Below are 6,995 nucleotides of genomic sequence, written 5' to 3'. Positions count from 1 at the left end.
CTGCCCGCCGCGTGAACAGGTGCAGCGTCCTCAACCTCGGGCGCAGAGAGGCTCAGAGGGATGAACGGATTGATGGGTTTGGGAGCGGGTGGCGCAGCGTGCTCGCGCAGCCAGCGATGGACGATGTTGGCGTTGATGCCATGGGCCAGAGCCACAGCCGCAATCGACGCTCCGTTCGCCCGGCACTGCGTTACGACCTGGGCCTTGAGTTCTGGACTGTAAAAGCGCCGCTTGGGATTTGGGGCGATCGCCTCGCTCGACATAGTGTGCATGATCTCCATCGTGCACACCATGCCTGCTCGAACGGGCTATATCAAGATGGGTTCACCGCGCGCATACTACGATTCGAAAAAGTCCGGCTTTCAAACCGAGAGCGTCCCCTGCGAGGCGGAATACCTGATTGGGCATCAGAGACATGACGACCTCCTTGATGCAATCGGATTGAGCGCGAGGAAATCCGTCATCGGCAGCAGTGTGAGAGGCAAGTGAGGGCGCCAATGACGGCGGAGGTCAAGAGGCAATTGGCCTTGCCAAACGGCCTGCCAAAGTGCCCGTTGTCCCAGGTACACATGCTGCTCTGATCCACCGAAGATCTGAGTCAATCGACCAATGACGTCGGAATAGGGATGAAAAGGCATCGACCGAACGACATGGGTGGCAATGTTGATCTCGGTCTCGCTGGCAGGCTCAGCCAGTCCCCAGGCCGAAGCGCTTTTCAAGGTCAGTCCGACGCGCTTATCGTATTGCTCGGGTGTGATCAGCAGCCATTCCACACCACGCGCTTGCCAGTAGGTCTTTTCTAGGAGCAGTAGCTCTTTGGCGCGGCGCGTCAGCGTCTCACTCGGCTTGCATGAGACTGCCAATAGGCTCAGTCCTGTTGCCCTAGACGTTCTAAGAACCAGCAACAAGTCTGTTGTGCTGGTCCAGAAGGCTGTTTCGTCAGTATCAGTCACAACGGGATGTTTGATGCCCATCCGGTGTGCCAAAGTCACGGTGCCGGGGTAGATCCGTCCTCCGATCCCTGCCTGCCAGCGACTCAACTCGTGCGCAGCATCTTCCTGATTGATCGGGAACTGTTCGACGAGGTCAACCAAATTTGGCAGCATCGAAGCAAAGTTGAGGCCTGTCCATTCCCCATCCGACAGCAGCTCGCGCTGACGGTCGCGCCACAAGAGAAGATGGGATCGACCTCGGCTCGACGAATCAGATTTCGAGACACGGTGCCAAGGTATGTAGTCCGAGTACGTGCCCAAGCCTCGCCCCTCTTTTAAGAAGCGAGCAAGTACTTTTGGGGAAAACTTCTTTTCAGTTCTCATGGGCCGCCTCCAGGGGTTTGGGGTGGCGGCAGAGACTGCTGGCTACTGCTTCGGGGCGAGACGCGGCGGCCTGGCAGTTTTGCAGTGCAAGTGGATCTAGTGAGTGCAGCGAGGGGGGGCACAGGAGTGTCTGGACCTCGCCGCGAAAGACAAGTTTTCGCATGATTCTGACTTCCCGGTTGTTCGCCTGATAGGCGCGAACAAATCCACCACCCAGGGTTCAGATCGGTTAATCTAGCGTTGCGAACCGCGAAGACTTCGGTCTGAGCACCCGGACGGCGGGGCTTCTGAAAAGGGGTCCTGCCGTTTTCTTATTTCATCGCCACCTCCAAGCTTTGACGGATGGATCGAACATGGGCGGGCGACAACTGCTGCCCTATGCAGGCGATGTCTCGTAAAAGGTCGGCCACGTGGCGTGGAGTGGATCGGGCCACTCTCAGCCCCATGCCACTACGCTCTCGCGAGGCAAGTTCGGTGAGTCGCTGGGTGTCACGCGGTGACAGTTCCAGCGCCTGAGCCAGCCGGGTCACCGCTGGCTTTGCAGGCGGTGGGCGACGCGCATTCTCGAATTCACTGATGAGTGACGCCGTCACCCCGGCTCTCTCCCCTAGTGAGCGGAGGCTCAATCGTTGTCTACTTCTCAACAGGAACAAGAGTTCGCCGAAACTGTTGGCGGGGTTTTGGGGGGCGATGTTTTCCTCTTCGTGATCACGAAGTCTGATGGGATCGCGATAGCCCAAAGCCATGTTTTGAATGGTGTGACGGATATAGAAGGCGAAAGTGGGTCGAGGGTAGACCTCGCCCGGAAAACTGTCGATGCAAAAACCAAAGAGATTCGCTTGTGGTTTTTGCGTCGCCATGTCCACGTCCCCATTTGGAGCTCACGCAGATATCCATGAACAATCGAGACAACTGATCAGCACTTGAAATGCAAATTTGCTAAAGGGGAGCCTGAGCTGCATTTTTATGACTGGAACCAACACGTCCCCGATGTTCAGGTTGAGGCTCAAATGCGCCGTCAACCACTTCAAGCACCGGATGCTGGGGGCGGCGCATGAGCCTGGAATTTCACAGGGAAAGTCGGTCCTCATACGCATGACTGATGTGCTCTCTAGGGCACCATTCGATCCAAGAACCTGGGACAGTTGGTTTGGTGATGCGCCGCCTCGCGTCCAACGTGCAGCAATGGGGAGGCTGGATCAGTTCTTTGATACCCATGAGGGGAGGCTGAGGGAAAGGCGCGGGGGAAGCGGGTTTTATGAAGAGCTGGTGTTCGGAGGCTTGGCCGTGCAGGCTTTGGAGCCCGGCACGGGTAAGCTGCATCGATCACCTGTTGGACAGCGGATAAGCCAGTACAGACCACGAAGTCCACTACATCTTCATTTGGACGCACTGGACGTGGCAGCGCTCGAAAATGATCAAGTGCACAAGGAGGTATGTCTCTGGGAAGCGAAAGCGATGCTATCCAATCGGGTCATGGAGTGTTTGCACGACAGGTGGAACCACCGGTGCGGCACGGTGTATGAGTCCCTGTCATCCGACATGGAACTAGCCATGCTTGAGTTGTCCGAGGCCGATCGTCATTCCGTTGAAAAGCAGTTCGCCTTTGGTCCCCTGGCGTTCCAGAATCTCATGGGAAAGGCGCCGCGACCGATGTTTGAGGCGCGTTTGGATCAGCTTGATTTTTCTGCAAACCAGGTTCACAAAACTATGTTTGGCATCGCGGCGGACCCTTCCTTTTTGAGAGGAGATCGATTGACTGCTTGGTGTCTTGATGCAGCTACGGCTGCGCTGGCGCTGCAGTCAATGAATTGGCGGTTTCAGCTAGACATGCTGGCTTCGGGGCGAGCTATCGTGATGCCTGAGGTTTGGTATCTGGATGCGATGCAGGCACTATTTTTCGGCCCAGATGATGAGGATTCATTGTCCGCGTCTCTGGGGCGCGTGAACGAGATGGGTCATTTTCAATGGTTGCCAGATACATACGACGCATTGCTGGCGGCGCGCGATCAGTATCACGCCTTGCTTGCCCAACTGGGGCTGCATCCAGCGACTCTCTGGCAGATCGCTGAGTTTTTTGATCAAACCCACCCGGCGACCATGCGGAAGGCTTGATGGGGTATTCGTGTGTCCGAACAGTGAAGAAAGGGTAGTGAGATGACGGACCCCACTCGCTGAGCACAGCGAGCAATGATTGATCGCCAGAGGTTCGGATGTAGGGCAGAAAAGATATCGTCCCCGGGGGCATGATTGCGCAGAGGTCACACCGGGGGCTGCTTTGTACCAGATTCTTCTTGCTTGACGAGGAGCCGACATGGAAAGGGAACCAACCAGTTTCCACAGTGTGCCGAAAGACTTCCCGGTGACTGCGCACCTATCAGCCGTTGCAGGTGCGCAGCCCAAGATGGGCCTCATTGAGGAGGACGGAAAGTTCTATGCCCCAGGCACCTCGCCCTCCGAGGTGGTGGCAGCTTTTCGCATGTGCGACGACCTTGCGTCGCAAATGATTCCGTACTGCCAGCGAAAACTCGCGTCCTTCGATGGAGACAAGGAGGCGACAGTGAAAGCCGCATTGAAAGGCCTTCTGGCCAAGCGTTGGTGTACCGATGAGCAGTGCGTTTGGATCATGCACAGAGTCGTGGATGAGTTGAAGTGGCCTGTGGGTGAGCGCACTTGGCGCCTCTGATGAATCAGGCCCAGATGAATAAACAGGTGTGCCCCTCACGGGACCTGTCGAGAGCCTACGCACAAAGAATTTCACAGCCTTCTGTACTAAACGCCCGCACATGAAAAATCCGCACTATGAATGGCTGGGAAGACGCATGCGGGAATACCACCGCACGCACCCGTGGCGCCTGTCGGAAGGCGGCTTGTACATCTCCCATGCCTATTGGAACATGACGGAGAAAAGTCTGTCGTACTGGGACGATGTTGGCTTCATCCTCAATGGACGACGCATCATCGTCTGGTGGCAGCATCCTCGGTGTGTTTACTGGGATCGCATCAAATCGCAGGCCTGGGAAGAAGTCGGAGACGATCCCCAAGATGACTGGCTCTTTGAAGGTGGCACCAAGAACTACAAGAAGGTTGGAAAGACAGGCAGACGCAAGAAGCTGAGTAGCTACACCAGTCGCGAGCCTTCAGAGGCGCAGCGGAAGTACTACGCCAAACTGCTCGAAATCGAGAAGCGACTGTGCCAGGAAGGCATTGACCTGGAGGTTCGCCCTTCCTGGAAATGGCAGCGCCTGAACTGGGCCATGGGGGTGAGCCTGGTGGCGCCGCTGGAAGTTCGAAACGAACGGGAAGTTGCACACTTGGCACACTTCGCGCGCCAACTCATCCTGCGGCAAACCACTCTGGACCAGGAGTTCATGGGCTTTGTGTACGACAAGGCATCCTGGCTGCACGATCAAAGAATCGCCCCCACCTCCTTCAATGCCGATATAGCCCCGCTTGCGGGCTAGCGTTGAGGTGGTTCATGACTTCCAAACAAGACATCACCTCCCTCACCGCGCTCGTGCAACGCATGGTTGATGAGTCAGGCAACCCGCAGGGCTTTGATACACGGGCCTGCTTGCACGGTTTGGTGAGCTTCATCCCCGAACACGGCCAAAGGCGCCCCCTGGGTGTCTTGAAAGCGCCCGGCGGCCTGGACCTGCTGCGCGGCCTGCTCTTGCAGGTTCAGTCCGGCACATTCTCGTAAGCGCTGGCACCTTTTCATTCGGCGAACCAGCCATGCCCTCCGAGCACCAACCAATCTACGTTCCGGCATCTACGCCCCGCAGTGCCGACGTGATCATCTACCTGGACCTCGATGGCGTGGTCCACCACGAGAAAGTGCTCTGGCATCCCCGTAAGGGCATCTACATGAGCCCCTACGAAGCCGCAGGGCACGCCTTGTTCGAATGGCTTCCTATCCTGGAACAAGCCCTGGAGCCCTACCCGGCAGTGGCCCTGGTGCTCAGCAGCACCTGGTGCATCCGTCCCGGGTACAGCGCCACGCTCAAACGCCTTCCGACATCCTTGCGTTCCCGCTTCATTGGCGGGACGTACCACAAGCAGGTACATGGCGTGGATCCCTGGAACCAATCCATGTTTCGTGGGACACCCCGGGGGGTGCAAATCCAGCAGGATGCCCAGCGCAGAAAGCCGCGCCACTGGATCGCGCTGGATGACGACCTCGAAGGCTGGCCAGCGGCGTATCGGCACCACCTGATCGCCTGCGACGGCACGATGGGCCTGTCCGATCCCGGCGTTCAGCGGGAACTCAAAGAACAGCTACAGCGCTGCCATTAAACCCCAACCACCCCTGGGTAATCTCCGTATGAGACCGCCCATGCTTTCCGCTCCATCGTGCTGACGAACCATACGGAAAAATCACACAAGGACAGATATGCCTCTGAATCAAAGAGCCGTCAAACGCCGCTGTGAACCCAGCGGAACGACCGTCATAGATCGCCACCACCGATTCGCTTTGCCGAAGGAGATGGACAGGAAGGTCGGAACCCGAGTGTACTTCTCCCTCATCAAGGGTGTCACCGCCCGAGGCAAGCCAAAAGGGGGCGTCGTCAGCAAGACGCCGGGGCCCGTGTGGAAGGGGCGGCTGTTCTCGGGGCGAGTGCGGCGCAACGGCTCTGCTCCGTTGGCCAGGGGGCACAAACCAATCGGCTGGTGCCGCCCCAAAGGGCCAACAGTCCCCTGAAGGGAGCATGCCCTGCAGCAGCTCGACGTGGGCATTGGGATCTTAGAGGGTGCAACAGTCAATATGGAGCCGATATGACGATGGACCGAACCAACTATCCAGGGGTGCCAGAAGGCTTCCCTGTGACAGCAACCGTGTCAGCTGTTTCTGGCGCCCAGCCCAAGATGAACCTGGTCGAGGAAAGTGGCAGGTTCTATGCACCGGGCACGTCGCCGGGCGAGGTTCTGGCGGCCTTCCAGATGTGTGACGACCTGGTGTCGCAGATGGTCCCGTACTGCCAGAGAAAGCTGGCGACCTACGAAGGCAATCAAGACGCGACGGTCAAGGCTGCGTTGAAAGGCTTGCTGGCCAAGCGATGGTGCACCGATGCGCAGTGTGTGTGGATCATGCGCAGGGCGGTGGATAAGCTGCAGTGGACAGTGGGTGATGGCACCCTGCAATTCGACCAACCGGATACCGTCTGAAATCGCCAAGGAGAAGTGTCCGATTTCCTTTCGGATGATTGAGCCCGGGCTATACCTGTCGTGCGACATCCCGCCACAACGTACGGCCTATCCCCCCCCCACATGACATACCCGTGACTGACCTACTCGTGCTGCCACCACCTAAACGATCTTGCTCCCGGCGCCTTCGCAAGAAGCTGCACATCGGCGAGTTCCAAGTGCTGGGATTCGACTACGAGCTGACTTGGCGCGTGGCACCGTCGATCGATGTGCAGGATCAGTTCATCGATCAGTTGCTCGAGGACCTCGTCGCGCCCCGAGCGCTGAGTCTAGGCGGAGGGGTCAATTGCGGCTTCGTGGCCGCGCGTCGCGGGAGCGTCACGGACGCTGATCGCGCCGCCTTCGAGAGCTGGCTCGGGCGATGGCCGGATCTCGCTGAGATCAAGGTCGACCCTCTGCGAGATGCCTGGTACGACGAGGCGCCTTGAGCGCCCGCTCTTCGACCACGAATTTCAGGGATCCCCATGAACGACC

10 protein-coding genes are annotated in these 6,995 nt (G+C 58.0%); 7 read left to right on the top strand and 3 right to left on the bottom strand.

The window, feature by feature from the left end; translation table 11 throughout:
• From BP68_RS18850 to BP68_RS18840, 3 genes are all read right to left on the bottom strand, one after another.
• Positions 1-281, bottom strand: a 281-nt coding sequence (locus BP68_RS18850) for a transposase (protein ID WP_496374656.1), incomplete at its 3' end; no start/stop codon positions are given.
• A gap of 126 nt (positions 282-407) precedes the next feature.
• Complete coding sequence (locus BP68_RS18845) at positions 408-1,316, bottom strand: TnsA endonuclease N-terminal domain-containing protein (protein ID WP_496374654.1); 909 nt, start codon at positions 1,314-1,316, stop codon at positions 408-410.
• A gap of 311 nt (positions 1,317-1,627) precedes the next feature.
• A complete protein-coding gene (locus BP68_RS18840) occupies positions 1,628-2,176 on the bottom strand; it encodes a helix-turn-helix domain-containing protein (RefSeq protein WP_496374652.1) in 549 nt (182 codons plus the stop codon).
• A 694-nt stretch (positions 2,177-2,870) separates the two neighbouring features.
• On the opposite strand from BP68_RS18840, the gene BP68_RS18835 reads away from it, so the two are divergent.
• From BP68_RS18835 to BP68_RS18805, 7 genes are all read left to right on the top strand, one after another.
• Positions 2,871-3,431, top strand: coding sequence for a hypothetical protein (locus tag BP68_RS18835; RefSeq protein WP_496374650.1), 561 nt, complete (start codon positions 2,871-2,873; stop codon positions 3,429-3,431).
• A gap of 199 nt (positions 3,432-3,630) precedes the next feature.
• Positions 3,631-4,002, top strand: coding sequence for a hypothetical protein (locus BP68_RS18830; protein WP_496374648.1), 372 nt, complete (start codon positions 3,631-3,633; stop codon positions 4,000-4,002).
• A 100-nt stretch (positions 4,003-4,102) separates the two neighbouring features.
• Complete coding sequence (locus BP68_RS18825) at positions 4,103-4,780, top strand: hypothetical protein (protein WP_496374646.1); 678 nt, start codon at positions 4,103-4,105, stop codon at positions 4,778-4,780.
• Positions 4,781-4,794: 14 nt separating this feature from the next.
• On the top strand, positions 4,795-5,019 hold the full coding sequence (locus tag BP68_RS18820) for a hypothetical protein (protein WP_496374644.1): 225 nt from the start codon (positions 4,795-4,797) through the stop codon (positions 5,017-5,019).
• A gap of 32 nt (positions 5,020-5,051) precedes the next feature.
• The gene (locus BP68_RS18815) at positions 5,052-5,612 is read left to right on the top strand and encodes an HAD domain-containing protein (RefSeq protein WP_496374642.1); all 561 of its coding nucleotides are present in this window, start codon (positions 5,052-5,054) and stop codon (positions 5,610-5,612) included.
• Between the two features lie 480 nt (positions 5,613-6,092).
• Positions 6,093-6,482 carry a hypothetical protein gene (locus tag BP68_RS18810; protein ID WP_496374640.1) on the top strand — a complete coding sequence of 130 codons (390 nt, stop codon included), beginning with the start codon at positions 6,093-6,095 and terminating at the stop codon, positions 6,480-6,482.
• Between the two features lie 113 nt (positions 6,483-6,595).
• Positions 6,596-6,949 carry a YggL 50S ribosome-binding family protein gene (locus tag BP68_RS18805; RefSeq protein WP_496374638.1) on the top strand — a complete coding sequence of 118 codons (354 nt, stop codon included), beginning with the start codon at positions 6,596-6,598 and terminating at the stop codon, positions 6,947-6,949.
• Positions 6,950-6,995 lie beyond the last annotated feature (46 nt).

This window comes from Diaphorobacter oryzae DSM 22780 (genome assembly GCF_059568935.1).
Note: the sequence above shows the minus strand (reverse complement) of the source record. Positions and strands in the feature narration are given on the sequence as shown.